This is a genomic window from Dyadobacter sp. CY345 (assembly GCF_021502725.1).
GTDB lineage: Bacteria > Bacteroidota > Bacteroidia > Cytophagales > Spirosomataceae > Dyadobacter.
In genome coordinates this window covers 338,954-365,684 of sequence record NZ_JAKFFS010000006.1, presented here as the reverse complement: position 1 = coordinate 365,684, position 26,731 = coordinate 338,954, and the positions used below count along the sequence as shown (strand labels likewise).

Below are 26,731 nucleotides of genomic sequence, written 5' to 3'. Positions count from 1 at the left end.
TTTCTCGAATCAACTTAAACGTCTTGCCGTAAAACTTCCAGCGGAGATTTGGATAATATTCCCCGGCTATTTATCAATCCGATAAAAACGGTCAACCCGGAAACCAGCAGAAATAAGATTAATACCGGCAGCAATTCCGGCTTGAATTCTGTCTCAAAGGTGAATTTTGCTAATGCAAAACTGCTTATCAAAGCCAGGATGATGCCAGTAGCAGCTGCCATCGCCCCCAAAAAGAAATATTCCAGTGCCGTGATTGCAAAGATCTGCTTCCGGCTGGCACCAAGCGTTCTAAGCAAAACACTTTCCTGCAACCGTTGGTATTTACTAATCAATACAGATGAAATCAGTACGACAAGACCGGTCAAAATACTGAACCCTGCCATAAAACGGATGACAAATCCTATTTTACTAAACAGTTCGTCAATGACTTTGAGAACCAACGCAAGGTCAATAATGGAAACGTTGGGAAATCTTTGAACCAGTGCAGTCTGGAATCTCGCAGACATTTCAGGAGAGGTGACACGAGTAAGCAAGACATGGAATTGAGGTGCTTCTTCAAGGACTCCTTTTGGAAAAACAACAAGAAAATTGGTCTGGACCTCCGCCCAGTTTACCTCACGCATGCTGCCAACAACAGTCTGCATCATTGCGCCTTGTACATTGAACAGGAGCGTATCGCCCAACTTTATTTGATTCCTTTCAGCAAAACCTTCTTCGATAGAAATCGGAACAAGTTTTGACTGATCCGTAAAAGAGCTTGTCCATTTGCCCTGAACCATTTTCTCAGAAGCAGTTAATGAATCGCGGAATGTTACCCGATATTCCCGACCAAAAATTCGCCTCGATTGTTTTTTCAAAGAGTCATTTTTAATCTCTGAGCCGTTTTTTCCATTGACTGATTCCAGTCGCATGTTGACAATTGGGACCGTTTCATCCGCCGGTAATCCTTGTTGTTTCGCAAGCGAGATGACAGCATCTTTTTGATTTGATTGTATATCAAAAAGAACAATATTAGGCTTGTTGCCGCTTGAAGACAATTTTACGCGGTTCAGGAGAATGGTCTGTGTGAAAAATAAAGTACAAATAAATAAAGTGCCCAGGCCAATGGAGACAATCAGAATTACGGTCTGATTGTTGGGACGGAATAAATTTGCAAGCCCTTGTCTCCACAGATAACTCCATGAAGAAGGGAAAAATCTCCGCACCAGCCACATAAGCCCCGTCGCAATCGCAGTGAGAACAATGAAAGAACCGAGGATACCGCCTGTAAAAGATAAAGCCTGAATTAGGTTCCGCGTTTGTAGATAAGAAAATCCGAAAATGAACAGGATGATCAGAATGTACACGACCCAGATAACCGGATCTTTTTCAACTCCGCTGGTTTCACTGGTATTGCGAAGAACATTCAAAGGAGAGATTTTTCGGATGCCAACCAAGGGAGGCATTGCAAAAAGTATGGAAATGATTAGTCCGATACCAATTCCCTGTCCAATGGCTGGCCATGAAATTCCGGTGGTAAGTTCAAAAGGTAGAAAATCTTTAAGTACGATGGGTAAAAATTGCTGAATGATGCTTCCCAGTCCGGCACCTAAAATTGACCCGAAAAGACCAATTCCAGCGATTTGAATGAGGTAAATTAAAAAAGCCTGATAACCTTTCACACCCAGACAACGTAAAATTGCGATGGAGTTAAGTTTTTCGCGAATGTAAATATGAACTGCGCTGGCAACACCTATACATCCAAGCAGAAGTGCGATGAAACCGACAAGTGCCAGAAATTGAGTCAGATCCTTAAAAGATCTGCCGGTATCCTCTTTTTGACTTTGTACAGTTTTATTGTCCAGGTCTGCCGCGTCCAGCCTCGGTTCTATGGTTTTCAGCAGCTTTTCAACGTCCGTATTGGGTTTGAACTTAATATAATGTCTGTATGCAACCCGACTTCCTTTTTGCATCAGGCCGGTTTGGTCAAGATACTTCATCGGAATGTAAACCGAGGGGGCGACTGAGCTCGTGAGCCCGGTTTGTCCCGGAGCTTTCATCAGAATACCGGCAATACCAAATGTTTCTTCTCCTACTTTTATAGAATCGCCAACTTTTGCATTGTATTGCAGCATAAGTGTCTGGTCCACAATTGCTTGTTTTCCTAACCTGAAATCTTTTCCGGCAGTTGCAGGAATTGTTTCCAATTCTCCATAAAATGGAAAATTTCCGTCCAGCGCTTTTACCTGAGCCAAACGATTTCCGCCACTTTTTGGAAATAAAATCATCGATGCAAAACTTCTTTCTTCCGAACGTTCTGTGCCAAGCGAATCGATCAGTTTTTTTGTATTTCCTGTTACGGGACGATTTCCAGAAACCTGAAGATCGGCTCCAAGAAGTTCCGCTGCCTGACTATCGATATTTTGTCTGAGATTGTCGCCCAGGGAATAGATTGCCACAAGGGCAGCAATACCCAGCACGATGGACGATACAAAAAGGAGAAGTCTCGATCGGTTTTTCCGGCTATCGCGCCAGGCCATTTGCAAAAGCCATGGAAAGTTCAGGCTGTTTTTGTTATCAAAAGAATCGTCGGAAGAAATCATTTTGTCTGTGTATCGGAGATTATTTTTCCTCCTTTAATTTTGATAATCCTTTGCGTTTTTGCGGCAAGATCCAAATCGTGCGTGACGACGACCAATGTTGTTCCTGCTTCTCTGTTTAGATCAAAAAGTAATTTAACCACTTTTTCGCTCGTTTCAGCATCCAGATTACCAGTAGGTTCGTCAGCAAAAAGTATTTGAGGTTTGTTGGAAAATGCCCTCGCCAGCGAAACGCGCTGTTGCTCCCCGCCACTCAGTTGCGTAGGATAGTGGTGACTACGCTCAGCAAGTCCAACTTTATCCAAAAGATCCAGGGCCCGTGGACGAATATTTTTTTCGCCGCGCAATTCCAGCGGGACCATCACATTTTCAAGCGCAGTCAGCGTCGGCATGAGTTGGAAGTTCTGGAAAATAAATCCGACATACTGATTACGAACTGCCGCCAGCTGATCTTCGCTCAGGCCGTCCAGACGGGTTTCGTGTAATTCAACTTTTCCTGATGAGGAGCGGTCGAGCCCGGCACATAATCCTAAAAGCGTTGTTTTTCCACTTCCCGATGGTCCAACGATAGACATCGTCGAGCCGGCTTCAACAGAAAAACTTATATTATCCAAAACGGTTAGGGAACGATCGCCGCTTTTATATATCTTACTTACTTGTTCAAGATTAAGTATTGTATTCATCAATTAATTTCGTTGTAGCGTTACTTATTTTCCAGATAGACAGGAAATGACCGGCCCACATATTCTGAGAAAACGATCTAACAGGTAATATAAAGCATTAATATTATATTTTTACATGTTGATGCCGCTCAATTGTAAAAATGAAGGCACTGGAATTGTATTTATCAAAAATCATCAACGAAGGATTTAATTAAAACAATCATGAATTCAATTTTTTCAATCACGCGAGTTTTTGTATTAGTAATGCTGATAACTGCGTGCAACAGCAACAAAAAAACTGAACCAACTCAAAATGACTCAACTGCAAACGAGAAAGTGGTTGAGAAGAAAACCACCAAGACAATTCTTTTCTTCGGTAATAGCCTGACAGCGGCGTACGGGCTCGATGATCCGACACAGGGATTTGCAGGACTGACACAAAAAAGAATCGACTCGTTGGGACTTAATTATAAAGTAGTTAACGCGGGTGTGAGCGGTGAAACTTCGGCAGGAGGTAACAGCAGGATCGACTGGAATTTAAAGCAGCCTGTGGATGTTTTTATTCTTGAACTTGGTGGAAATGATGGCCTTCGAGGTATTCCTGTAACTGAAACTAAGAAAAATTTACAGGCGATTCTGGACAAGGTAAAAACAAAATACCCGGACGCCAAGCTGGTTTTAGCTGGAATGCAAATGCCGCCAAGTATGGGCAAAACCTACACGACAGAGTTTAGGAATGTTTATCCTGAACTTGCGAAGAAGAATAATCTAACGCTAATTCCATTTCTTTTGGAAAACGTAGGCGGCGAGGCAAAACTAAACCTTCCAGACGGGATACATCCTACCGAAGAAGGTCATAAAATTGTTGCTGAAACAGTTTGGAATACGCTAAAAGACATCTTATAATAACTTTGGGAAATCAAAATGGTTTAATGATCTCCCAAAGTTCAAGTTTTGTCTGAAGTATCTCTTTCTTGGAAACATAATTGTCAAAAGTGTCGTGCTTCAGTCCGTTGACAAATTGCGGCTTCATGACGCGGGTAATGTATTCATTATCACTGAACGGATCTATCCATTTGTCTGCGTCTTTTTCTTTCAGGAAAATTGAATATCCCCAATTCGATTTATTAAGATGTACATATAACCAGACCGATACTTTAACCAGACTTCCATCTTTACGTTTAAATACCTTTTCGTGTGTCATTAAAATAAACTGTTTACGCTAATCTAAATTGTTCAAAACCAGCTCCTGAATTGTATTTTCAAGTGCTTTTTTAATTACATTCGTTCTGTTTGAAACTGGATCCTCGCCCGCCTCATCATGAATTAATTTAACATAACTTTCACGAATTCTGCCTGTAACCTGAAAGAGAGGGTCTCCCGAGGTTTTGTAAATAATCGCTTCAAGATCCTGCTTCACGAATTCATCAAGAATATCATCGGCAATATTTTCCGGATATTTTTCGATGGTATCAAAGATAAGAAACCCATTCTCCTTCTTACATTTTATAAAATCTGCCATATACGAAACTTGTGGTTTTCATCGACCAAAATTATTATACCAAAAAAACCAGTGCGAATCAAAAAGGGTTGCACTCGCTATTATATTAATAAAAATTTTCCTGAAATTAATCTTCATGGATCTGACGGCCACCGTAGCTATTCCACGCCGTGATAATGTCAATCCTGTCTCCAACAGTTTTTGGTTTAAAACCAATAATGATTCCGCCCTCTTTCAAGCTTTTATCATAGTGTTCTGCGTGATCTTTGGAGACACCGGACCCAACCAACGCGCCAATGATTCCGCCCGTAAGTCCTCCCGCGCCCGCACCTGAGAGAGATGCCAGGATTGGTCCCGCCACAGCTATTCCTAAGCCGGGAATAATCACTGCAGTACCGATTGCCGCTATCGCTCCGGCCACAGCGCCCACAGTTCCGCCAATTGCGGACCCCAATCCGGCATTTTCCAAAGTTTTCGTAGTTAGATCGGAATGATCCTGGTCAGAGAAATGCAGCTTCCACGTTTCATCCGATATCAAAACTGTTATGTCATCTGATTTGTAACCGCGAGAAATTAATTCGTTGTATGCCCGTTCCGAACTGTCTTTCGTAGTAAAGACAGCGGTAACAGTATCTGGGATAATTATTTCGTCAGGATTGTCCATTGTTATTTAATTGTTAAATCTTAAATGGTTCAGCTTTTGTTTCTTGTACTAACAATTATGCCTGGAAATGAACCGGCAAATATTAAAAATGTGGGCACAAAAAAACTCAGAACTATTGAAAGTTCTGAGCCAATATTTATTGATGAAGTATTTTGTTAGACGACTCTGTCTCCACGGATCACTCTCAGTATAACGGCAACAACAGCGATTACCAGCAATACGTGAATGATGTTTCCCATTCCAAAGCTAGCAAAGCCGAAATAGCCAATAAGCCACAAAATAACCAGAATAACGGCTATTGTATAAAGTAGATTTCCCATGGTGGTAGTAAGTTAGTTTGATTGTTAATGTTTGATAGTATTACTAAAATTAAGTGCCAAAGCGTTTTTGATTGTTTAAAACGGTTTAATTCCCCGTATTTAGCCAGAAACGACACTTTGTTACCATTTTATCCCTAATAGTTGTAGAAAAAAGCCCTCAATAAGTCGTTTCGGCATTGTAAGTAATTGTATACCGGGAAATATCACGTGGCCTGATGTGCTGAAATCAGAAAAATGTGTAGAAGAATTGATTGGTTTTAGAGTTGGTTAACTTTAAATTGGCGTCAACATTAAATTATAGAAACGTGAAATACGAAGATATTCCTCTTGTAGATAATAAGGAACAGCACAATTTTGAATTCATAGTTGACGGATACCGATCATTTATCGACTATGTGATAAAATACGATCTGGTTTATCTGATTCATACGGAAGTTGCGCCGGAGCTGGAAGGAAGAGGTGTCGCGTCAGCGATGGTGACAAAAACCTTCGAATTGCTGGAATCTGAAAACAGACAGATTGTTCCGCGCTGCTCTTATGTGCTCAGTTTTCTGGAAAGGCATCCGGAGTGGAAAAAGCTGGTCGCGCATCATTAAAGTTCACGCATTCTTTTACCGGACTGTTCCAGAAAAACTGAATTTTTTGGTTCGCCGATCATCTGTGCACTGTAAATGCTGCTGCTTCCTGAAAACAGGTAAGAAACTACGCAGGCAATAGCCACATAAATTCCGCACTCACTGCCAAATAATTCGATCGCCATGAGTGTGCAGGCAAGCGGAGTGTTGGTAGCCCCGGCGAATACAGCTACAAAGCCCATACCGGCAAGCAGTCCGACCGGAAGTGGAATAAAATAGGAAAGCGCGTTACCCAAAGTTGCACCTATAAAAAAAAGCGGGGTAACTTCTCCGCCTTTAAAACCAGCGGCGAGCGTGATGATTGTAAAAATAATTTTCAGAAGAAAATCATAGGGTGGGAGATTCTGTTCAAATGAAAGCAGTATGGTTGGTATCCCAAGCCCAACATATTTAGTAGTGCCTAAAACCCAGACACCAAGTGCCACAATAATGCCACCGACAACGGGCCGCAATGGAGGGAAGTCGATTTTTGACTTGAAAATTCGGGATACAGCGTGAATACTTTTGCTGAAAAAGGCTGCTGTAATGCCGAATAATATCGCTGCGCCAATGCTATATAAAATCGTTAGAACAGAAGTTTTTGGGATGAATGAAATATGATAATGCGTATGGGAAACCTGCCAGGAATCGGTGACCAGACTGGCCAGAATTGCCGACATAAATGCTGGAAAAATTGCGTCATATCTTAATCTTCCGATCAAAAATACTTCCAGCCCGAAAATCGCACCGGCCAGTGGAGTTCCAAAAACGGAACCGAATCCTGCGCTCACCGCTGAAATAAGCAGTATTCTTCTATCTTCTTTGCTGAGTTTAAACAATCTTGAAAACTGCTCTCCGATGGATCCCGCCATTTGCAGTGCCGTTCCCTCGCGGCCGGCTGATCCTCCAAAAATGTGCGTCGCAATGGTACCAATTAAAACGAATGGTGCCATTTTTAATGGAATGAAATCTTTTGGATCGTGAATCGTATCTATAAGGAGATTGTTTCCGGCTTCAACACTTTTTCCAAAGTAATAATATAATAACCCGATCAGAAAACCCGCAAGCGGCAGCAGCGCGATTAACCAGATATTGGCTTCTCTTAATTTTGTTGCCCATTCCAACGATACAAGAAAAAAAGCAGAAACGGATCCAACACAAATGGCGAGAACGGAGCTAAGAAACAGCCATTTGAAAATGTACTTCGTTGATGGAAACTTTTGATTGAAAGACAAAAAGTAACTTTTGGCGTTAGAAGGCATTTTGAATTTTGTTTCAGACATGATAATTCTGGCAAATAATGTTCTACATTAAAATTGACCAGGCGTCATCAGCTTTTTAAGGCGGTTTTAAATAGGAAAACACCATTTCCTTGATGCAGCAAATATATTCAGAAATTTTTTTTCATATTAACCTTTTGTCGACAAAAGTAAAAACAGTGAATCTCAGCTTACCAACTTCGAATTATGATTTTTTAATCGACAATGGAAATCATTTTAGTAATCAATTTATTTTCTGTCTGTAACCGGATCAGGTAGTTGCCGCTGGGGAGATCGTGAATATCAAGAGTAACTATCGTTTGATGATTTACGGCATGTTTTCGCAAAACTTGCCCGAAGGCATTGATAAGCAAAATCACACCTTTTTTAGGACTTGTAAAACGAACAGAGACTCTTTCATTATTTGTAGCTGGATTTGGGAAAATTTCAAAGGAATTCTTGTCTTCCTTTTCTGTTCCGAGAACGATAGGAATTTCGACTTCCGAATAACCATAAGTCGAAGACTCAGAAATATCGTTGGCCGCTTTTAAACGGTATGAAATTTTTCCAGACCAACCATTGGTCTTATCTTCATAACTTCTCGCCGCCGACGAAAGATTAACAATACTAACATAGTTTTCCTCAAAGGCACGTTTCCGTTCGAGCACATAATTTGTAGCTCCGGCAACCTCCGACCAGCTTAAAACAGCATTGCCAAACGGATTGACCGAAGATGCTAAATTAACGGAATTCAGGCTATTAGCAATCGGGAACTGATATACAGTGAACGCCCTCATTCCTAATCTATTGGTTAGATAGGGACCATTGTAGGGATAAAAATAATTCGATTCCAGTGTGAAAGGAGGAAGGTAATCAATTATTTGGGCATTTTGAGGGTTGTCGAAATTGAGTATTATTCTGTTGCCATCTGCCTGAGCGGTCGTAATCCCGGCAGAGAAACCGTTTAAATAAATGAAATCTTTCATTTGTAAAGTAACCTGATTATTTACTTTATATGGTTCAGGATACACCATTTGTTGCCCCTCGTCAAATACCAGAATTAATTGTTTTTTCTCTTGCGAAGCATAGAACACTTTTTTTAAAGAGGGAGAATTTATATTGACCGTATCCTTCAATTGATAAAAATCTTTCGCAATAAGTCTGGAAACTTCCATCCCGTTTTGTCGGTAACCCTCGGAGCCATAATGTAACCCGTCGAATTGTTTAGTTCCAACGGTCGCCAACGATCGAACATCGGGATAAATTTCAGGCAATTTTCTTTGGTACTCCCGCAGTTCGGCTCCGGTCGTGGATGGGAAATAAATAATGTCAATTTGAAAAACGTAAATTTTTTCAAGTTTAGGATAATCAAGTTTCAGATTGCTGCGCATTTTGCTAAAATTTCCCGCCCAATCCGAGCCTTCGTGGTAAGCCTCCGATTCTCCTTGTCTGTAAATAAAACTTTTCACTGCATCTTGCAAACCTGCTTTCTGGATTCGGTATAACATTCGTCCATATCCTGTGTTCAAATCAGCAGGGTTGTTTTCTGTGCGCTGTGCATGGTTGACAGAAGAAGACCAGTGGAAACCTCCGTTGATCAAACAATTTGGTATACCGTATTTCTGTGATAGCTGTTTTTGTATTTCAAAGCCCATTGTGCCAACTCCGGTAAAATATTTGTCCTGATTAGAAAGCGCCCAGAGCGTGTCGACTGGATTATATGGCGTCGTGTTGAGTATATCGGTAATTTTTCCAAAAGTGCGACAATAGGGATCTGTCGCTTCCTCGGTAAAAAATCCGGTAGAATTGGATTGCCCGTCAATGACAAAAACATCGCCGCTTACTACATTTTCTCTCGTAACTATTAATGTTGAGTCAGTGGTTTTACAAGCAAAAACCTTGAAACTATATTGAGCCAGTTCTGCTTTTATTTTTGTCTCAGTTGAAAAAGAACCAACTCCTTTGTTATCATATTTGAGGGTTGCTTTCAGATTTTTGATAAGCATATCATTACGGAAGACCTGAACCGAGACGTAACTGTAACCCGTAGCTTCTACAATTCCTGAAATCGGAACGGTTCCCTCGCTTTGGGAATCTCTTGGGTACAATTGGTAGTTTTGTGGAAGTTTGCTGAAAAGGACAGAATTAAAACGCTGGGCGATTAGTTGGTCGTTGGCTGACAGAATAAGTGAGAGGGAAATACAAATTCTTACCAGGAATGGGTTGTAAAGTTTTATTTTCACAAAATGTTTTTTATTGAAAGATAAATTTTTTCCAGAAGTATATAATATCACAGATTATTTTGCGATAATATCGGCAATCAGTTGTTAGATTAAATCCACCAATTGACTGATATTTAGATAGCTGGTTGAATGTTTCCAGGTGACTACAAAACTAACTAAACATTAATTCATGACAAGGATAATTGTGTTATGTCACTATTATATAACTTTTCGATATTATTAAACCATCGTATAAAAACATGCCAGAGACTGGGGATTTAAAAAAGTTATTCATGGTACTTTTAGGTTGCCGTCCTCCCGGCAGGTTCACTGAGCAGCACGATATATTTTTTGGTATAGGGAATTCTTTAAAGGAGTTGGTGCCGGAAATCAATGCAAGCTGGCCGGAGGCAAAAAAGAAAATTCATGTTGACGCCTTCCGCGAAGTAAATTCTGTGGATGGTTATGCAATAGAAATCACTGAAAGGAGTGAGGCAATGGAAGTTGGGGTAGATAAGTTATTTTTTATAAACCTGGGTGGATATAAGGCAGGGGAGTTTGATGAATTTCATTATAAAATGCTGACCGTAGCGAAAACGCAAAGTGAGGCCATCCGACTGGCAAAACAAACCGCATTTTACAAACATACAGGCTTTAAAGGTGCGCCTTCCCATATCGATGATAAATATGGGATCGATGTGGATGATATTTTTCAGGTAAGCGATATCTTGCCGATGGTTTTTAAAGAGAGATATTCGATAAGGATAGTTAAAAAAGAGATGGAAGAAGATGAGCTGTTTCTCGGATATTTCCCTTTAAAAAAAGTAAAGGATGAATTTTGAAAAATGAAAATCCTTGAATATCGCCGAGGCAGATTATTCAAGGATTCTATTTTCTTTCACATTTTATTAAACCTTCGTATTCAACGAAGACCCATTTCTGACTTCTTCACTGGCGGATTTTACGAGCTTGTCATCCACTTTCAGGCTGTCGCTGAATATTTCGACATTCCCGTCTGCTTCTCTTCCTTTTTGTACATCAATCCAAACCGCCTTATTATCAATTACTTTGACAACAAAAACTCTTTCCATCGAAGTTACCAGCGCAGTTTTTGGAACAACAAAAGAGGCAGCCTGAGAAGAGAGAGGAATTGATACCTCGGCAATCATGCCGGGAAGTAATTTTTTGTCATTGTTGATTACGTCCATTTCAATTCGTTCTGAACGAAGTCTGGTATCAAGCGCGCCAGCCATACGTTTCACTTTTGCGGTGAACTGCTCATTTGGATATGCTTTTACAGAAAATTTGATTTCCGTCTGATTGTTGACGTACCCCACATAAGCTTCCGGGATTGAAACAACAAGACGCATTTTTTTCTGATCCTGCAACGTGAAAAGCGGAAATTCAGAACCTTTTCCGGAAGGACCTACATAAGCGCCGAGATTGACATTTCTGGCCGTGATAATACCTGCAAAAGGTGCACGGATTTCAAGATAATTTTTAGAAGCGCCCACTTCTTTCTGGCTCGCTTTTGCAGATTGAAGCTGCGCATAATCTGCATCCATCCGTGCCAAAGCCTGGTCAAGGTCATTTTGCGAGATTGTTCCCGGAGTTTTACTCGTTTCCAGCAAACGATTATAATTTGCTTTGCTCGCAATATATGCAGCCTCCTGCGCTTTTGCCCGCGATTCAGCTCCTGCTAAACGCGAATTGAGTTCCGGGGCCTCCATTGATACCAGGAGTTGTCCGGCCTTCACTTCCGTTCCAACATCGGCATAGAGTTTTTTTACAAAACTGGTCTCCCGGGCATAAAGGTCAACCTGTTGGTATGAAATCAATTCTCCTGGCGTATGAAAAGCGGTGGAGAGGTCCTCTTTTTTCAATGGAAAAGTTTCTGTAACCGAGACTTTTTTTTCAGCAGTTGCCTCTTCCTTCTGCTCTTTTTTTTCAGCATTCGAATTGCATCCGATTGCCGTCGCCATAAGGGCAGCCAAAACCAGACTGTTCAATTTCGAATATTTATTGATAGGTTGCATTGTAATATTTTTGAATTAATGAGCCGGTATATAATGTTTGCTTTCCTTATCCTCCGGATCCAATGAAACCGAAGCAGTCGATGTTTTTTCCTGAACCCAGGCAAAAACCAGCGGGAGGATAATCAATGCTGAAAATGTAGACGCGATCAGTCCTCCGATTACCGCGCGGGCCAAAGGAGAAGCCTGGTCCCCACCTTCACCAAAACCAGCAGCCATTGGAATCATCCCAACGATCATCGCAACACTGGTCATTAAAATCGGTCTTAGTCGAAGCGACGTCGCCTCTTTTGCCGACATCAATGCATTCCCATTATGCTTTCGTAATTCCTCAGCATTTGTAACGAGAAGTACCGCATTGGCAATCGATACTCCAACGGACATGATAATTCCCATGTATGACTGCAAATTTAATGTAGATCCGGTGATTGTCAACATGGCTAGTGCGCCTAACAATACGGCTGGCACTGTCGTTAATACAACAAGAGAAACTTTAAATGACTGAAAATTGGCGGCAAGCATTAAAAATATTACAACGATTGCCACGCCAAGTCCGGATTGGAGACTGTCGAGTGTTTCAATCAGTACGTTACTTAATCCGATCGGTTCAATTGTCAATCCACGGGGTAATTCACCGAGGGAAGCAATGGCAGCCTGAACCTCTGTGGTTGCCGTCCCTAAATCTGTTTTATGTAGATTGGCTGTAACCGAAATGATCGGCATAGCGCCCAAATTATCGTTTTCACCATAAGTCGTGTCCATTTTGATTGTGGCGACGTCACTCAGGACGGGTCTGGAAGAGTTTTTGAGAATTGGTATTTCCCCGATACTGCTGACACTGTTCATTTTATTTTCAGGTACCTGAACCTGTACCGCATAACTAAGTCCGATTTTTTCATCGAGCCATACATTTTTTTCTGTATAACGCGATGAAGACGTGGATGCGGTTAAAGACCTGGAAACATCAGACATATCAACGCCAAGCTGTGCGGCGCGGGTTCTGTCGATATCAATATTCACCGATGGATAATGAAGCGGCTGAGCAATTTGGATGTCCCTCAAAAAACTTACCTGGCTTAGTTTGGCCGCCAGTTTGTTAGCATACTCCTCATTCTGTTTTTTATTTTTACCCATAATCCTGACTTCAACGGGCGTGGGAGAACCCTGGCTCAGGATCTTGTCGGTCAGTTCAATCGGTTCAAACGAAACTTTTACATCCGGTAAATTTTCCTTCATTTTATTCCGCAGATCTTCTTTCAAATCATCAAGGTTGACATGATAATCATGGGTTAAACTTACCTGCAAAATGGCGTCATGTGGCCCGCTTGTAAACAAATAAATCGGGTTAACGGAAAACTGGGCAGGGTGCATCCCGACGAATGCTGAAGTAATTGATATATTTTCTTTGCCGATTAATTTTTCAAGCACTCCGATGGTTTGAATAAGTTTTTCCTCGGTACGTTCTATCCGGGTCCCATCAGCGACACGAATGTGAAGTTGGAATTGTCGCCCGTTCACTTTTGGAAGTACGTCTCTACCGATATTGACCAGTAAAAATCCTGCACACGCCGAAATAATAACGACATATCCGATTACAACCGGTTTTCGTTTTGGCAAAAGTTTATCAGTCATCCGCATAAAGCCCCGCCGGAATTTTTCAAAACCGGTTACTTTTCCATCATTGTTGATGTCTGTCCTTTCGGCCAATTCTTTTTTGTCCTCCCAGGTATCACTTTCCGTAGCCGCAATGGAAGAGTCAGCAGATTTTTTGTGTTTAGGTTTATGTTCTTTCATGAGCCAGTTGGCCATGATTGGAACAAACGTTTGGGATAACAAGTAGGAAACAAGCATAGAAAAACCGATGGCCAGCGCCAAAGGAAGAAAAAGTGCTCCCGGAATACCAGTCATGGTAAACGCTGGTGCAAATACGGCCAGGATACAAAACAGAATCAAAAGTTTTGGGAAAGCGATTTCTTTACAGGCGTCCCAAATGGCAAGCGCCTTGGGTTTTCCGAGATCAAGATGCTGGTGAATGTTTTCGATGGTTACCGTCGATTCGTCAACCAAAATACCAATTGCCAGGGAAAGACCGCTCAACGTCATGATGTTGATGGTTTGTCCAAATAATTTAAGAAACAACACCCCGGAAATAATAGAAGTAGGAATAGTAAGAATTACAATCAATGCCCCTCTTGGGTCACCTAGAAAGATAAGCACCATAATTCCTGTCAAAACCGCGCCAATCGCACCTTCCGTAATTAAACTTTCAACGGCATTTATTACATAAGCCGATTGATCGAATTCGTAAGAAATTTTTACATCTTCCGGAAGCAGGCTCTGAAATCTGGGAAGCGCTTTTTTTAAACTTTGCACAACTTCCCATGTCGAAGCATCTGCTGATTTTGTGATCGGAAGATAAACAGATCTTTTTCCGTTGACGAGCGCATAACCGGCAGTAAGGTCAGCACCATCTTCAATCGTAGCCACATCACGCAGATATAAGTTTTGAACAGTACCTTTAAATAAAGGAATGTCGCCAAAATCCTGAACATTTTTTATGGACGTATTGGCTGGTGTAAGGTAATTTTTATCGCCGATCCTTACGTTTCCGGCCGGAGTTGCCTGGTTGTTCAGCCGTATCGCTTCCACTAGTTGATCCGGCGTCAGGTTATGTGAACGTAATAATTCTGGATCCGCTTTGATCAAAATTGTACGAAGGTTCCCTCCGAATGGCGGTGGAGAAACCAGGCCGGGAATTGATGTAAAAGAAGACCGGACATATACGTGCGCAAGGTCCAGAAGCTCGTTATTGGATCGCGTGGGACTGCTGAAAACAAGTTGTCCGACGGGAAGCGTTGAGGCATCGAAACGTATGATGAAAGGTGGCTGAGAGCCGGCAGGAAACGAAGCCTGCATCCGGTTACAAAAGGAACTGAGCTCGGCAGCGGCCTGCGCCATATTTGTGCCTTCATAAAAACTTAGTTTCATCAGCGTGAGGCCCTGGATATTTTTCGTTTCAACACTTTTCAGACCATTCACGAAAAGAAAAATATTGACATAGGGCTTTCCGAAATAAGCCTCCATTTGGTTAGGTGTAAATCCACCGAAAGGGTGGGAAATATAAATAACCGGCAAATCCATTTTCGGGAAAATATCAACTTTAATCGTCCGCACCGCATTGATACCGAAAAAGAATAGCCCGGCAACGAGTACTAAAATTGAAATGGGTTTGCGAAGTGCACTTCTTATTAATTCCATAGGGTTGGGAAAGGGATCATGAAAAGATTTTAAAGCGAGGGCCAAATTCTCTTTTCAAAAAGAATGCTAAAAACTGCTGGTGAATAAATTAAAATCTCCGGTTGCTGCCGCTTTGAGTAAAAGTCCTTGCCAGACGTTGCTGTAAGCAATATCGCGGTCGGTTTCTGCGCGGTTTAATATGTACAACGCCTGCGTCAGATCAACGATATTACTTAGGCCATTTTTGTAAAGTGTGCTTTTCTGGATATATGCGTCAGTTGCTGATTTAATCTGAATTGGTGCTTCGCGAAAGTTGGCAAGGGCATTTTGTATTTTATTGTTCGACAAAATAAGCTGATTTTTGATTTGTTGGTCTACCAGATCATATTCATTCTGAAGGGCATTGGACACAAATTTCTGAGACAAAACCTGATGGCGGATCCGTAACACGTTGGTCATATTCCAGACAACCCCAACACCTAAAAGGTAATTCGACCGGACAGGCTTGATACCTTCCGCAAAGCTGCTTGTATATGCGGCCTGATCCTGTGCATAATTGGAACTGAATCCTGAACCTCTGGTTTGAAAAACTCCGAATGCAGAGAAAACGGGCATACTGAGCGTGTGGAAGTATTTAGCCTGTTGGTTGCTAACCGCAATCCGGTTAGAATAATATTTCAAAAGCGGATGATTTTCTGATGGCGCGTTAATAGAATCTGCGAATGACACCGGGATTCTTGCTATAAAGACAGTATCCAACGTAAAATCTTGTTGCTCAATGCCCATAAGCACCGCCAGCCGGTTAGCCTGCTCCTGCTCAAAATCTTTTGCTCTGGTAATTGCAATTTTTGCACTGGAAACTTCTGCATTAGCGAGTGATGAGTCTACCCCAGCGATCAGCCCATTTTTTGCTCTGGTAACCACAACCTGTTTCAGGGCAGTTGCCCGTGCAAGATTATTTTGCCAGGAACGGGTCAGTCGTTGTGCGGCTAATAAATTCAGATAAGCACCGGCGACGCGAATTTCATGTTGAAAAACTTCCTGCTCAAAATCGCTTTCATCACGGATCACGGTAGATTTTGCAACGTTTATTTTTTCACGGGCGCGGCCGAAAGCAAAAAAATCCCAGTTTACGTTAGTTAAATATAACGCCCCAAAGGCAGCATTCCAGTTTTGATTTGCCAATGGAAGTCCAGAAGAAGCAACACCCAGACCGCCCAATCCAAATAACGGACCGTTCTGCCCATTTACTGTACCATAATCCTGCTGAAGAGAAAGATTAAGATTTGGCAGATAGTCCTTAATGCTCTGCTGAACGGTTGCTCTTGATGCATTGGCGTAGTTCCACTTCGCCTTGATCGTGCCATAGTTAGATTTAGCAGTTTCAATGGCATCTGAGATTGTCAAAACCTGAGCACTGGTTTTTGCCGATATAAGGAATAAGGCAGCGAAAAGTAAATATTTTAGTTCTTTCTTTAATAAATATTGAAAATAGCTGAAACGCCGAAAGATTAGTAATGTCTTAGGAGGATCTTCTGAGAAAATAAATTTCATTTTCATCTTTTTATGAACTGTATTCTTAGGTTACAAAAATAATGAGGCGCCATGTACATATTCTTATGTATTTCAAATAATAACCTATAAAATTCAAACATTTATTTCCGAAATGAATTTGGTGTTATTCCGGTTTGCTTTTTGAACAGGTTATTAAAATATTCTGGGTACTCGAATCCCAGGCAGTATGCAATTTCAGCTATACTCCAATTAGATTTTTTTAATAAAATCTTTGATTCCTGAATTAATCTCTCTGTGATGTGTTCTGTTGTAGTCTTTCCGGTTACTTCTTTCAACGCCCGGTTGAGATGATTGATGTGGATTGAAAGTCTTTGCGCATAATCCTTTGCCGTACGCAGCTGTAACTTATGCTCCGGCGAGTCGATCGGAAATTGTCTTTCCATAAGTTCGGAGAAACAGGAAGCAATGCGGCTTGAACCGTTTACATGATTATCAGTGGTCTGCGAGGATTGCATCTTCACTGCCTCGTGAATAATGAGGTTTACGTAATTTTTAACCAGATCATATTTAAAAACGTAGTTGGATTCCATCTCAGCCGCCATTTTCTGATAGATGTCAAGGAGATATTTTTCCTGTTGTTCATTTATAAAGTAAACAGGGATAGTATCATTTTTTGAAATTGGCGAATCCATGAAATTTTTTGTGCGATTCATTCCGTTCAGAAAGTCGTCGTTGAACAGGCAAAAATAGCCGGATTGTTTCTCCGAAGAAGTTTCCCAGGAATAGGGGACATTGCGGTTGAAAAAGACCAGCGCATTTTGGTTGATATCAATTTTCGTGTCGCCATAAAGCAATTTTCCCTTACCGATGATCAGAGAAATCTTGTAATAATCTCGCCGGCTGTAAGCGTTGTAACGGTTACAAAATTTCCGGGAAAAGATATTAAAATGCCCTTGCTGAAAAGTGCCGGCAAGGGAATCCCCGGAAGCAAGTTTTGCTCCGGGGTGCGTTTTGTAAAAATCCTCGATTGATTCGCTAACTATCATGCTATAAAGCTATGAAATTCAAATAACAGAGGCAACGATCCTCAGATCAGCTATGAGGATTTAATTTGAAATTAATTTTTTCTGGAAAAGAATAGGGCTGTGGTACAATATCTTTACAATGAGATAAAGCAACATAGCCCTAGGGACAGATTTACGTCCGAATATTTTTTGTTTGAGGTATTTTGACGGGTATAGGTAATTTTAACCTAAGGTTCAATAATTGTGAAATGCCTCAGACAATCCGAATCAATCAAGGACCGGTCGTGGCAGATGGGATGGGTGACAAATTTAATGCATCGTGCGAGCTCGGAAATACGAATATCATTCTGTGGCTTCCAGACATAAGTCTTATCTCCCTTCATTGCCAAACCGGAGTTTAGTTGGTCAGGTAGCGAATGTGGAATTAATGGGGTCTCTCTCATAACATTCAGGCGTTAAGGTTGAGTTGTTTAGATAACTAAACTTACAGAATCGCCGAATGAATGTCAAGTTAATACAGATAAAGTTCTACTGATATTGTAGAATTTAATGATTTGGAAATGAAGGGGTACCATTAACAGAAAACTGAACTGTTTTACCGTATAATTTAGCTGTGTAGGTCAATCACTCGGTAAATCGCCAGTGGCTGTTAGCGCTCAGCGTAAACTGCATTGTTATCAAGAGTCACCATTACAGATTTTGTCTCAATCTTCATTTCAGATGACTTATTCGCCAGCTCAACCTGCTCATTTTTAGTCGCCGGCATTGTCCAGCAGAAGTAAAATCCTAACATTAGCACTAAAACTACTGTTGATAAACCCAGGGACCACAGCAGCGCGTCCAAACAACGTAATGAGATCGATAAAAGACTCTTCATGATATTTCAATATAGTTAAGAACGGAGAAACCGGCTGTTACCTTTCCAATTTGTTTCTGCCCATAACTATATCTACGAAAACCATGCCAAATTCGATTAAAAACAAGCATGTGACATGCTCATTCAGACCAATTTACGGCCTTTCCATTCATATTCTGGTTTTTGTGCAATTAAACCAAAAAAACATACATAGAAAGGATAAAAAATTTGAGTTAGCGGAATGAAGAATATTGAAACATTTTTTTTCAAAAAGTGTAGAATTGTACCGAGAAATAACCATTCAGGGGCACACTTTATTAAAACCAATATTAGAAAACTACTATGTGGCAGATTTCCACATAGCCATAAAGTACTTGCAACGATAATTGCGAGGTTGCAGGAAAATACATATAATGCTAAAACCAGAGGTGTTCTGCTTTGGTAATGTTTCCATTTACTTGCCCAGCGTTTTCTTTGTTTAAAAAACAATGACCAGTCCCTATGCGCCTGGGTTGAGATGACAGCCTCCTGACTTTTCAGAAAAATAACTCGACCTGGAAATCTTGCTGAAATTTTATGCATTAGAAATTCATCGTCACCCGAAGCAATATGCCTTACTCCGTCGTAACCACCAACTTCGAAGAATGCATCTTTCTCATAGGCGAGGTTTGCGCCGTTGCAAAGTGAAGGGAAACCGGCCTGGATGGCACTTGCGCCGCTTCCAATCAGACTGGAAAATTCCACAGTTTGTAAATGATCCGTTAGAGAAGTTTCGTGGTTAAAAGTAACCGGACCGCTGATCAGTTTTGCACCAGTGGCAGCGTGGCAATTGGCAATTGCTTCTAGCCAGCCTGGTTTCGCGCGGCAATCACCATCTGTGGTTACAATTATATTTCCTTTTGCAAGTGCCATCGCAGTTTCGATTGCACGTTTTTTTGGGGAAGTGGTTGGAGTGTCCGGCAATGCGATCAATTGTATTGCGCAATTCGATTTATTTATAAAGTTATCGACAAGTTCAGCAGTATTATCTGTTGATCCATCGTTTATAATCAGCACTTCAAAACGTGAAACCGGGAAAGTCTGGGCACTGATATCTTGTAATAAGTCAATGATATTAGATTCTTCGTTTCGCACAGGAATGATGACGGAGATGAAATCTGCCTGATTATTGTGATTCACAAACTGTGAAGGAATGCGTTTCCAAAGAATATATAAAATGATGGTAAACAACGCATAACTTGTCAATAATGTCCATAATACGGGTATCAGCCAGGGTGTAATGTACTGTTCTATCATATTTTAAATTCCTATTTTAGGCTCTTCCATTTGTATTTCCATATCAGGAAAATTCCGATCAGGATGGGGCCGAGTACGTTTATGATCCATACCAGAAAAGTTGCGGCAATGACTTGTTCGGCAGGTAAATTGTATTGTTTGAAAACAAAGAGTGCAGTAAATTCCCTTAGCCCCAGATCTCCTAAAACGTTTATGGCAGGGATAAGTGTTTTTGCAAGAAAAATGAGGGCAACGCAGGCAGCCAAATCCATAAGCGACATTGCAAAACTGAATAAAGATAAGGCAAGAAGGAATTGCGTCAAAAAAACCAGGTAGCGGAGTGTTCCAAAAGTCGTTGCAACGAGCAGGTCGGTGCCAGTATACGAACCGATTATCCGGAAGTAGGAGAGTGCTTTTTTTAAATATATTTTTTGAGGTTCCCAATTATTCAGGCGTTTTCGATATGCTACAACCAAAAAGCCAATCAACATCAGTAAAAAAAGCAAAACATATAAGCCATTTTTACCTGCTGAATCAAGTCCTAGTTTATCCCCGACCCAGGCAAGGCCCCAGCCGCCAAAAATGAGCGAAACATAAAACTGGATTCCGTTGGAAACGATGGCCGCGCCGATGGCTTTCAGGCGGTCATCAGATTTCAGCGCAGCAACCCTTCCGATTGTATCGCCAAGCTGGGCAGGCGCCGCCACACCGATTGCCAGCCCGGTCAAAGTTCCTCTGAAAGCTTCCCAGAACGTTACAGAAACAGCTTTTCTGGCAAGTCTTTGCCATTTAAAACTTTCCAGCGCCCAATTAACTGGGACCAATACCAGCATAATTAATAAGGTGGTGAAATGATTTCCGTGTAAAATTTCATTGTAAACGGATCCAATATCGCCAATTCCCTTTTGTTCGTTTTGAAACGTTTTATATATGTAACTTAAAATCAGAAGGGTAACAATAATTTTTGCGGCCCAGAAAAGCTTTCGCCAGGCTGTTTTTTCATTTGAAGCTTTCAGTTGACTATCTTGCACCATGATTAAAATGCAGCAAGCTGACGCTACCGAAAAGGTGATTATAGGAGTTGACCCCGGCACACAGGTGATGGGTTACGGCGTGATATCGGTCAAAGGACAGCACATTACTTTGGTTCAGTACGGTGTGATTCATCTCAGCAAATATACTACGCATGAATTGAAGTTGAAGAAAATCTTTGAGCGGATCTCACAGCTGATCGATGATTACCTGCCAGACGAGATGGCGATTGAAGATCCTTTCTATGGAAAAAACCCGCAATCAATGCTGAAACTGGGTCGGGCGCAGGGGGTTGCTATGGCCGCTGCGCTGGCGCGTGATATCCCGATCGTTGAGTATTCTCCCAAAAAAGTAAAACAATCCGTGACAGGAAGCGGTGCGGCTTCCAAGGAACAAGTTGCCTATATGCTCGAAAAAATACTGAAAATGGAGCTTAGTAAAGAATTTATGGATGCCACAGATGGCATTGCTATCGCGATTTGTCATCATTATCATGCAAATTCTCCTGCGGCTATTGCATCATCTTCAGGTACTAAAAAATCGAAGAAGGGAGGTTGGGGAGCTTTTGTAACGGAAAATCCGAATCGTGTTAAATGATTAATTAGCCAATTCATCAAAACCATATTACAAAAAGATTGAAAAGAGCCTGGATTATTTCCGGCTCTTTTCGTTTTTGCCTATTTTCAAATTTCACCTTTCCAGAAGTTTTCTGATTGGAGTTTGGTAATGTTGGTCCAATCGCAATTTCCTGAGCGGCAAGAAGTCATTGGAATGTTATAACACCAACGATTTTTCGTCTAAAATCACATTAAAATAATTTTAATGGTACTATTCTTATGACTGCTTGAATAAATCAAACGTTTGTTTAGTTTATTCAAACAAACGTTTGATTTGTTATTTTCCTTCTGTTACATTTGTATCATCAATCAGCCAGGAATGGAATAGAACGTAAAAAGATGCTGATAGTCAACAAAATGGAATACAACGCAAAACAATTACAGATCATCAATGTGGCGGAGCGGCTTTTTGCAGGAAAAGGCTTTTCCGGGACATCGATACGTGATATTGCTCATGAGGCAGATATTAACGTTTCGATGATCTCATATTATTTCGGTTCAAAAGAAAAATTGATTGAAGCGCTTTTTGAGGTAAGAAGTGTAGAATCAACAACGCGGCTGGAAACGATCATAGCCAACGACGATTTAACTCCGATCCAGAAAGTTTTTATCCTGATTGATAGCGCAATCGACAGATTAATGGGCAATCAGTCATTTCACAATATTATGCTGCGCGAGCAGCTTTCGGGAGAAGATCGGACGCAGGTGATATCAGATCTGATTTTCGATTTGAAATTGAAAAACTGGAAGGGGCTTGATACAATTATAAAAGAGGGACAAAATAATGGTCATTTTAGAGAGGATATTGATGTCTTATTACTTTCTGCAACTCTCTACGGAACTGTCAATCAGGTGATAACCACACAGTCGTTTTTTAGAAAAATAAATAATCTTGAACATCTTACTCAGGAAGAATTTGAAAAGGACCTGAAACTTAAATTGAGCAAACATTTAAAGAGTATCTTCAAAGCAACAGTAGCATATGAAACCATTGAGTAGTACAAGAATGGCTTTTGCAGTAATCGCAATTTTAGTGATGGCAGCATCTTCCCATTCATTCGCACAAACACCACGCCAGATCACGCTGGAAGAAGCCGTAGAGCTTAGTCTGAAAAACAGCAAACAATTGAAATTGAGCCAGTCTAACGTCGATATAGCTGGACTTAACATTCGCCAGATTAAAGATAATCAGTTACCAAGTTTTGCTGTTTCTGCATCTTATCTGAGATTAAATACGCCTAACGTTAGTTTAAAAACCGGCGGTGAAAGCACGGGAGATTCTTCGGGAATGAGTTCGCTTCACGTAAATCAGGTGATGTATGGAATGGCAAGTGCATCTGTTCCACTTTTTTCAGGTTTTCGTTATAAATACAGCCTGGAATCTGCCAGATTTTTGCAGGAAGCTTCAAGACTTGATGCCGAGGGTGATCGTCAGGCAATAATTCAGAATGCAATTATGGCATACGGGAATTTATATAAAGCAAAAAGATCAGTAGATCTGGTCGCTGAAAACTTAGTCCGTGAACATGAACGTGTTACCGAATTTACAAACCGCGAGAAAAACGGCATCATCGCCCGTAACGATTTGTTAAAAGCGACTTTGCAGGAATCCAACGTGCAGCTGGCTTTGATGGAAGCTGAAAACGACTTGAAAATTACCACCATTAATATGAATCTGCTTTTGGGTTTACCGGAAGGCACTTCCATTATGGCCGATTCCAGCAGTTTTGAAATTTTGAAAGAAGCTGGAAATGCTATGGATTGGGAGCAAACGGCACTGACACATCGAAAGGATATGGCTGCGATTGCGATTCGTCAAAAAGCCGCCGGATCTGACATTCGTGTTGCCAAAGCGGATTTTTATCCAAGTGTAGCACTGACTGGTGGTTATGTTGCTTTGAGTATTCCCGGTTTTGTAACGGTTCCAAACGCATTTAACGCAGGTATTGGGGTAAGTTATAATCTTGCTTCATTGTGGAAAACAGGAGCTAAAATTGAGGAAGCTAAAACAAGACTTTACCAGATGAAAACAAATGAAGAGATTTTACTCGATCGTATACACCTGGAAGTTAACACAGCTTATTACAATTACGTACTAAGCAAGAAGAAGATTGAGGTATATGAAAAAGCTGTTGAGCAGGCTGGTGAAAATTACAGAATCACGAAAAATAAATACGATAACAGCCTGGTAACTACCACTGAACTTTTGGATGCAGACGTTGCGCAGGTTCAGTCTAGGATAAACTATGCTGCTGCAAAAGCCGATGCGATCATAGCTTACAAAAAGCTGGAACAAACTGCCGGCGTAATTAACTAACCAAATTTTTAAAACAGCGGCGAAAAAGTATCGCTTGTCCGCACATTCTAACATTTTTTTATTCCAAAGACTATGGAAACCAATCAAAACACCGGCGCTGAAATTGAGGCACCTAAAAAGAAAAGTTACACATTCGTTATTATCCTTGCAGTTCTTGTCATTGTGGGAGGAACCTGGGGCTATACAAAATACAATCACGGCCTTCATCACGAAGAAACAGATGACGCGCAGATTGATGCAAACATCAGCCCGGTAATTCCAAGAATTTCAGGTTATATCACAGAAATTAAAGTGAAAGATAATCAGATGGTCCATAAAGGCGATACGCTGATTGTACTTGACAACCGCGACCAGTTAATTAAATTGGAACAGGCACAAGCAAACTTGTATGCTTCTCAGGGGAATCTTGTCGTAGCGAACGCCACCACAAATGCATCCGTTGCCAGCGGCAGCACGTATATTGCGAACGTTGAAGTTGCAGAAGCGCAGATTGAACAGGCAAAAGTTAGCGTTTGGAGAGCAAACCAGGATTTCGCCAGATATGAAAATCTGATCAAAGATCATTCGATTACACAACAGGAATATGAGCAGGCGTTGGCTACAAAACAAACTGCGGAACGTCAGCTTCAGGTACTGATCTCTCAGAAAAACGCGGCACAACGTCAGGCAAAAGCAGCAACTTCGCAAACCGCTGCAACTTCACGTCAGACCAGTGTTGTTAACGCAACAATTAAAGCACGTCAGGCTGATATTGATAACGCGAAATTGAATTTATCGTATACCATTATCACAGCGCCAACTGATGGTCATGTATCGAAAGTAAACGCGCAATTGGGCCAGTATTTGCAAGCCGGACAGTCACTTTTTAGCATAATTGCAAACAGCCAGCCTTGGGTTGTTGCCAACTTTAAAGAAACTCAGCTTATAAAAATGAAACTGGGACAAGAAGTTAAGGTTCATATCGATGCTTATCCTGACCACGTCTTTGAAGCCAAAGTAGCCTCGTTTTCACCTGCAACAGGCGCTCGTTTTGCACTTTTGCCACCTGACAACGCTAGTGGAAACTTCGTGAAAGTGGTTCAGCGCCTTCCGGTTCGCATTGAATTTAAAGAAGTAAAAGACGAATTTATTCAACGTCTGCGTCCGGGAATGAATGTCTTTGTTGATGTTGAGCTTGATTAAGATGTAGGTAATTCAGTGGTGAGTTGCGGTTGCAAACTAGCCCAGATCTTAACATCAATAAAAATATTAGCATATGGAATTACAACCATCCCTTGTAGAATACGGCTTTCGAAGGGTAATCATTACAATCACAGCCGTTATGTGTGCGCTTCTGGAAATTGTCGATACGACGATCGTGAACGTGGCACTGAATGATATGCGGGGGAATTTGGGAGGAACACTTTCCGAAGTGAGCTGGGTTATTACAGCCTATGCCATTGGTAACGTAATCATCGTACCCATGACGAGCTGGCTTTCACAGCAATTTGGCCGCCGGAATTACTTCGCAGCGTCAATTATTATTTTTACTGTTGCCTCGTTTTGTTGCGGAAATTCAGATAATATCTGGGAGCTTGTATTTTTCCGTTTGATTCAAGGTTTTGGAGGTGGAGCGCTTTTGGTTACTGCACAAACTTTGATCACTGAAAGTTATCCGCCTGAAAAACGTGGTATGGCTCAGGCGATTTATGGGTTGGGCGTAATTGTAGGTCCAACGTTAGGGCCTCCGCTGGGTGGATATATCGTAGATAATTTTAGCTGGCCCTACATATTTTACATCAATCTTCCACTTGGAGCAATTGCAGCGCTTTTAACAATGCAATTTATTCGCAGCCCTAAATATTCTGAGAAAAAATCAGCCAGTGAAATTGACTGGTGGGGTATAGTCCTTCTGGCTCTTGCAGTTGGTTCTTTACAATACGTGTTGGAAAAAGGTCAGGAAGACGACTGGTTCAACGACGAAATTATCATTATTTGCACAGTCACTGCGGTGCTCGGATTTTTCTTCTTCATCTGGCGTGAGCTGAGTTATAAGAACCCGATCGTGGCGCTTAGGGTTTTGAAGAATAGCAATCTCCTCATTGGTACTGTTCTTTCCTTTGTCTTAGGTTTCGGACTTTACGGTTCAACATTCGTTATTCCGCTTTACACACAAGCGACTCTCGGATGGACGGCAACGCAATCGGGTATGCTTATGGTACCGGCTGCATTGGTCACAGCTTTCTGTATGCCAATAGTCGGGCAGCTTATCCAGCGTGGTGTGAAACAGCAGTATCTGGTTGCTGGTGGAATGGTAGTTTTCTTTATTTACAGCATCTGGGGTTATTTTATCCTGACTCCCGATACCGGTTCTGACGCATTTTTTTGGATGCTCATTGTAAGAGGTGCAGGGCTGGGCTTTCTGTTCGTACCAATTTCAACACTGGCTTTATCAACATTGAAGGGTAGAGAAATCGGGGAGGGGGCAGCGTTTACGGGGATGATGCGCCAGCTTGGAGGATCATTCGGTGTGGCAGTAATTACCACTTATATAGCCAGACAAAACATGCAGCACAGAAGTGATCTGGTAAGTCGTCTTGATGTTAACAATCCTGTGGTTCAACAACGCGTTGAAGGATTGCAGAGAAATTTTATGGCAAAAGGTATGAGCCCTGATATTGCGTTGAAGAGCGGTTATCAAACGCTGGAATATAGCATTTACAAACAGGCGACGGTGCTTTCATATATGGACGTGTTCCTTTTCCTGGGCTGTTTATTTTTATTCTGCGTTCCTTTTGTTTTAATGACAAGGAGCGGTAAAACCAAGATTGATCCGTCATCGGTTCATTAATAATAAGTGTTTGTTAATTTGGTATAGTAGTAGTTTAAAGAAGCTTCCCTGTTTTAAGAGGGAAGCTTCTTTTTTAGGAGCGGGTTAGAAAATTGATGTCTGCCTGTTTCCTACGAAAGATTAAATTAGGGTAGGTGAAAGGCTGATCCTAAATCGTATGATTTGTTCAAATA

General features: G+C 41.3%; 23 protein-coding genes and 1 riboswitch. Of the genes, 8 read left to right on the top strand and 15 right to left on the bottom strand.

What is annotated here, in order from left to right; all coding sequences use genetic code 11:
* Positions 1-14: 14 nt before the first annotated feature.
* Positions 15-2,582, bottom strand: coding sequence for an ABC transporter permease (locus L0657_RS24720; protein WP_235153455.1), 2,568 nt, complete (start codon positions 2,580-2,582; stop codon positions 15-17).
* On the bottom strand, positions 2,579-3,262 hold the full coding sequence (locus L0657_RS24715; protein WP_235153454.1) for an ABC transporter ATP-binding protein: 684 nt from the start codon (positions 3,260-3,262) through the stop codon (positions 2,579-2,581). Before L0657_RS24715 ends, L0657_RS24720 begins: the two co-directional genes overlap by 4 nt.
* A 201-nt stretch (positions 3,263-3,463) precedes the next feature.
* Here L0657_RS24715 and L0657_RS24710 point away from each other — a divergent pair, with 201 nt between their 5' ends.
* A complete protein-coding gene (locus tag L0657_RS24710; RefSeq protein WP_235153453.1) occupies positions 3,464-4,147 on the top strand; it encodes an arylesterase in 684 nt (227 codons plus the stop codon).
* A gap of 13 nt (positions 4,148-4,160) precedes the next feature.
* Here the strand turns inward: L0657_RS24710 and L0657_RS24705 are convergent, their stop codons facing one another.
* The 4 genes from L0657_RS24705 to L0657_RS24690 all read right to left on the bottom strand — a co-directional run bounded on the left by L0657_RS24705 (position 4,161) and on the right by L0657_RS24690 (position 5,726).
* Positions 4,161-4,445 (bottom strand): hypothetical protein, encoded by a 285-nt coding sequence (locus tag L0657_RS24705; protein ID WP_235153452.1) that lies wholly within the window; start codon positions 4,443-4,445, stop codon positions 4,161-4,163.
* An 18-nt stretch (positions 4,446-4,463) separates the two neighbouring features.
* Positions 4,464-4,763 (bottom strand): hypothetical protein, encoded by a 300-nt coding sequence (locus L0657_RS24700; protein WP_235153451.1) that lies wholly within the window; start codon positions 4,761-4,763, stop codon positions 4,464-4,466.
* 106 nt (positions 4,764-4,869) lie between these two features.
* Positions 4,870-5,406, bottom strand: a complete 537-nt coding sequence (locus tag L0657_RS24695; protein ID WP_235153450.1) for a hypothetical protein — start codon at positions 5,404-5,406, stop codon at positions 4,870-4,872.
* A 155-nt stretch (positions 5,407-5,561) separates the two neighbouring features.
* Complete coding sequence (locus tag L0657_RS24690; RefSeq protein ID WP_235153449.1) at positions 5,562-5,726, bottom strand: lmo0937 family membrane protein; 165 nt, start codon at positions 5,724-5,726, stop codon at positions 5,562-5,564.
* Between the two features lie 305 nt (positions 5,727-6,031).
* Here L0657_RS24690 and L0657_RS24685 point away from each other — a divergent pair, with 305 nt between their 5' ends.
* Positions 6,032-6,322: a GNAT family N-acetyltransferase gene (locus L0657_RS24685; RefSeq protein ID WP_235153448.1), complete on the top strand. Its 291-nt coding sequence runs from the start codon at positions 6,032-6,034 to the stop codon at positions 6,320-6,322.
* On the opposite strand, the gene L0657_RS24680 is transcribed toward L0657_RS24685, so the two are convergent.
* Positions 6,319-7,623: a voltage-gated chloride channel family protein gene (locus tag L0657_RS24680; protein WP_235153447.1), complete on the bottom strand. Its 1,305-nt coding sequence runs from the start codon at positions 7,621-7,623 to the stop codon at positions 6,319-6,321. The genes L0657_RS24685 and L0657_RS24680 overlap by 4 nt on opposite strands.
* Positions 7,624-7,654: 31 nt before the next feature.
* Positions 7,655-7,721: riboswitch (Fluoride riboswitch) on the bottom strand.
* A gap of 93 nt (positions 7,722-7,814) precedes the next feature.
* Positions 7,815-9,842 (bottom strand): T9SS type A sorting domain-containing protein, encoded by a 2,028-nt coding sequence (locus L0657_RS24675; RefSeq protein WP_235153446.1) that lies wholly within the window; start codon positions 9,840-9,842, stop codon positions 7,815-7,817.
* Between the two features lie 239 nt (positions 9,843-10,081).
* On the opposite strand from L0657_RS24675, the gene L0657_RS24670 reads away from it, so the two are divergent.
* Entirely contained in the window at positions 10,082-10,663 is a 582-nt protein-coding gene (locus L0657_RS24670) for a DUF1543 domain-containing protein (RefSeq protein WP_235153445.1), read from the top strand.
* 66 nt (positions 10,664-10,729) lie between these two features.
* Here the strand turns inward: L0657_RS24670 and L0657_RS24665 are convergent, their stop codons facing one another.
* The 7 genes from L0657_RS24665 to L0657_RS24635 all read right to left on the bottom strand — a co-directional run bounded on the left by L0657_RS24665 (position 10,730) and on the right by L0657_RS24635 (position 20,796).
* A complete protein-coding gene (locus tag L0657_RS24665) occupies positions 10,730-11,857 on the bottom strand; it encodes an efflux RND transporter periplasmic adaptor subunit (protein ID WP_235153444.1) in 1,128 nt (375 codons plus the stop codon).
* 15 nt (positions 11,858-11,872) lie between these two features.
* Positions 11,873-15,112: an efflux RND transporter permease subunit gene (locus tag L0657_RS24660; RefSeq protein ID WP_235153443.1), complete on the bottom strand. Its 3,240-nt coding sequence runs from the start codon at positions 15,110-15,112 to the stop codon at positions 11,873-11,875.
* Between the two features lie 66 nt (positions 15,113-15,178).
* Positions 15,179-16,645: a TolC family protein gene (locus tag L0657_RS24655; protein ID WP_235153442.1), complete on the bottom strand. Its 1,467-nt coding sequence runs from the start codon at positions 16,643-16,645 to the stop codon at positions 15,179-15,181.
* Positions 16,646-16,746: 101 nt separating this feature from the next.
* Entirely contained in the window at positions 16,747-17,652 is a 906-nt protein-coding gene (locus tag L0657_RS24650) for an AraC family transcriptional regulator (RefSeq protein WP_235153441.1), read from the bottom strand.
* A gap of 628 nt (positions 17,653-18,280) precedes the next feature.
* Positions 18,281-18,508 carry a hypothetical protein gene (locus L0657_RS24645; protein ID WP_235153440.1) on the bottom strand — a complete coding sequence of 76 codons (228 nt, stop codon included), beginning with the start codon at positions 18,506-18,508 and terminating at the stop codon, positions 18,281-18,283.
* 123 nt (positions 18,509-18,631) lie between these two features.
* Entirely contained in the window at positions 18,632-19,783 is a 1,152-nt protein-coding gene (locus L0657_RS24640; protein ID WP_235153439.1) for a glycosyltransferase, read from the bottom strand.
* An 11-nt stretch (positions 19,784-19,794) separates the two neighbouring features.
* The gene (locus tag L0657_RS24635; RefSeq protein WP_235153438.1) at positions 19,795-20,796 is read right to left on the bottom strand and encodes a lysylphosphatidylglycerol synthase domain-containing protein; all 1,002 of its coding nucleotides are present in this window, start codon (positions 20,794-20,796) and stop codon (positions 19,795-19,797) included.
* Positions 20,797-20,803: 7 nt separating this feature from the next.
* On the opposite strand from L0657_RS24635, the gene ruvC reads away from it, so the two are divergent.
* The 5 genes from ruvC (at position 20,804) to L0657_RS24610 (ending at position 26,558) form a co-directional block, all read left to right on the top strand.
* Complete coding sequence (gene ruvC / locus L0657_RS24630) at positions 20,804-21,391, top strand: crossover junction endodeoxyribonuclease RuvC (protein WP_235153437.1); 588 nt, start codon at positions 20,804-20,806, stop codon at positions 21,389-21,391.
* Between the two features lie 359 nt (positions 21,392-21,750).
* Positions 21,751-22,410 (top strand): TetR/AcrR family transcriptional regulator, encoded by a 660-nt coding sequence (locus tag L0657_RS24625; protein WP_235153436.1) that lies wholly within the window; start codon positions 21,751-21,753, stop codon positions 22,408-22,410.
* Complete coding sequence (locus L0657_RS24620) at positions 22,394-23,728, top strand: TolC family protein (RefSeq protein WP_235153435.1); 1,335 nt, start codon at positions 22,394-22,396, stop codon at positions 23,726-23,728. The genes L0657_RS24625 and L0657_RS24620 overlap by 17 nt, the downstream gene beginning before the upstream one ends.
* A 72-nt stretch (positions 23,729-23,800) precedes the next feature.
* Positions 23,801-24,910: an HlyD family secretion protein gene (locus tag L0657_RS24615; RefSeq protein ID WP_235153434.1), complete on the top strand. Its 1,110-nt coding sequence runs from the start codon at positions 23,801-23,803 to the stop codon at positions 24,908-24,910.
* A gap of 73 nt (positions 24,911-24,983) precedes the next feature.
* Complete coding sequence (locus L0657_RS24610) at positions 24,984-26,558, top strand: DHA2 family efflux MFS transporter permease subunit (RefSeq protein WP_235153433.1); 1,575 nt, start codon at positions 24,984-24,986, stop codon at positions 26,556-26,558.
* The last annotated feature ends 173 nt before the right edge of the window (positions 26,559-26,731 follow it).

Excerpts from the sequence above, each read along its gene's own strand:
- L0657_RS24655 (WP_235153442.1), bottom strand. The coding sequence starts at position 16,645 with ATGAAATTTATTTTCTCAGAAGATCCTCCTAAGACATTACTAATCTTT.
- L0657_RS24670 (WP_235153445.1), top strand. The coding sequence starts at position 10,082 with ATGCCAGAGACTGGGGATTTAAAAAAGTTATTCATGGTACTTTTAGGT.
- L0657_RS24615 (WP_235153434.1), top strand. The coding sequence starts at position 23,801 with ATGGAAACCAATCAAAACACCGGCGCTGAAATTGAGGCACCTAAAAAG.
- L0657_RS24695 (WP_235153450.1), bottom strand. The coding sequence starts at position 5,406 with ATGGACAATCCTGACGAAATAATTATCCCAGATACTGTTACCGCTGTC.
- L0657_RS24715 (WP_235153454.1), bottom strand. The coding sequence starts at position 3,262 with ATGAATACAATACTTAATCTTGAACAAGTAAGTAAGATATATAAAAGC.
- L0657_RS24635 (WP_235153438.1), bottom strand. The coding sequence starts at position 20,796 with ATGGTGCAAGATAGTCAACTGAAAGCTTCAAATGAAAAAACAGCCTGG.
- ruvC (WP_235153437.1), top strand. The coding sequence starts at position 20,804 with ATGCAGCAAGCTGACGCTACCGAAAAGGTGATTATAGGAGTTGACCCC.
- L0657_RS24610 (WP_235153433.1), top strand. The coding sequence starts at position 24,984 with ATGGAATTACAACCATCCCTTGTAGAATACGGCTTTCGAAGGGTAATC.
- L0657_RS24640 (WP_235153439.1), bottom strand. The coding sequence starts at position 19,783 with ATGATAGAACAGTACATTACACCCTGGCTGATACCCGTATTATGGACA.
- L0657_RS24660 (WP_235153443.1), bottom strand. The coding sequence starts at position 15,112 with ATGGAATTAATAAGAAGTGCACTTCGCAAACCCATTTCAATTTTAGTA.
- L0657_RS24710 (WP_235153453.1), top strand. The coding sequence starts at position 3,464 with ATGAATTCAATTTTTTCAATCACGCGAGTTTTTGTATTAGTAATGCTG.
- L0657_RS24720 (WP_235153455.1), bottom strand. The coding sequence starts at position 2,582 with ATGATTTCTTCCGACGATTCTTTTGATAACAAAAACAGCCTGAACTTT.
- L0657_RS24700 (WP_235153451.1), bottom strand. The coding sequence starts at position 4,763 with ATGGCAGATTTTATAAAATGTAAGAAGGAGAATGGGTTTCTTATCTTT.
- L0657_RS24625 (WP_235153436.1), top strand. The coding sequence starts at position 21,751 with ATGCTGATAGTCAACAAAATGGAATACAACGCAAAACAATTACAGATC.
- L0657_RS24690 (WP_235153449.1), bottom strand. The coding sequence starts at position 5,726 with ATGGGAAATCTACTTTATACAATAGCCGTTATTCTGGTTATTTTGTGG.
- L0657_RS24705 (WP_235153452.1), bottom strand. The coding sequence starts at position 4,445 with ATGACACACGAAAAGGTATTTAAACGTAAAGATGGAAGTCTGGTTAAA.
- L0657_RS24645 (WP_235153440.1), bottom strand. The coding sequence starts at position 18,508 with ATGAAGAGTCTTTTATCGATCTCATTACGTTGTTTGGACGCGCTGCTG.
- L0657_RS24620 (WP_235153435.1), top strand. The coding sequence starts at position 22,394 with ATGAAACCATTGAGTAGTACAAGAATGGCTTTTGCAGTAATCGCAATT.
- L0657_RS24665 (WP_235153444.1), bottom strand. The coding sequence starts at position 11,857 with ATGCAACCTATCAATAAATATTCGAAATTGAACAGTCTGGTTTTGGCT.
- L0657_RS24650 (WP_235153441.1), bottom strand. The coding sequence starts at position 17,652 with ATGATAGTTAGCGAATCAATCGAGGATTTTTACAAAACGCACCCCGGA.
- L0657_RS24680 (WP_235153447.1), bottom strand. The coding sequence starts at position 7,623 with ATGTCTGAAACAAAATTCAAAATGCCTTCTAACGCCAAAAGTTACTTT.